Genomic DNA, 740 nt, shown 5'->3' with positions numbered 1-740 from the left:
ACAGGTGGTGTCAATGCAGTGGAATCCGCTAAGTTAGAGGTGCCAGAATATACAGGTGGTGTGAATGCAGTAGAATCTGCTAAGTTAGAGGTGCCAGAATATACAGGTGGTGTCAATGCAGTGGAATCTGCTAAGTTAGAAGTTCCAGAGTATACAGGTGGTGTCAATGCGGTAGAATCTGCTAAGTTAGAAGTTCCAGAGTACACAGGTGGCGTCAATGCAGTAGAGGCCGCTCAGTTAGAGGTGCCAGAATATACAGTCGGTGTTAATGGTCTAGAATCTGCGAGTACAGAAGTTCCAGCCTATGTAGGTGGTGCAAACAGTGCTGAAGCTGCTATCCATGAGGTCTCAGAGTATAAGGGAGAACAGTCAATTGTAGTTCAAGCTATGGCACAAGATAAAACTTATCAAGCCCCTGCTGCTCGTCAGCAACTTCTTCCTGAAACAGGAAGTGAAGCTGTTGCTCCTCTTGCATCTCTAGGACTTGTAGGCATGCTCCTAGGTATGTTTGCCATGGGCAAGAAAAAAGAAGATCAATGAAATAGTTAAAATCAACGAAATTCATAGAGAAATTTGATCTTATATTAGAAAGGGTCGTGACTAGAACTAGTTACGGCCTTTTTGATCTAGATAAATCAGGAGTCAAATAGTTAATACTCTTCGAAAATCTCTTCAAACCACGTCAGCTTCGCCTTACCGTATATGTGTTACTGACTTCGTCAGTTCTATCCACAACCTCA

At 43.0% G+C, this 740-nt stretch carries 1 protein-coding gene; it reads left to right on the top strand.

Annotated features, from left to right (window positions below; translation table 11 throughout):
* A partial coding sequence (locus tag ADH31_RS09570; protein ID WP_049510460.1) for an SIALI-17 repeat-containing surface protein occupies positions 1 to 540 on the top strand: 540 nt, incomplete at its 5' end.
* Between the last annotated feature and the right edge of the window lie 200 nt (positions 541 to 740).

This window comes from Streptococcus pseudopneumoniae, from assembly GCF_001072375.1.
GTDB lineage: Bacteria > Bacillota > Bacilli > Lactobacillales > Streptococcaceae > Streptococcus > Streptococcus pseudopneumoniae_L.
The sequence above is the reverse complement of the archived record's forward strand: the minus strand, read 5'-3'. Positions and strand labels throughout refer to the sequence as shown.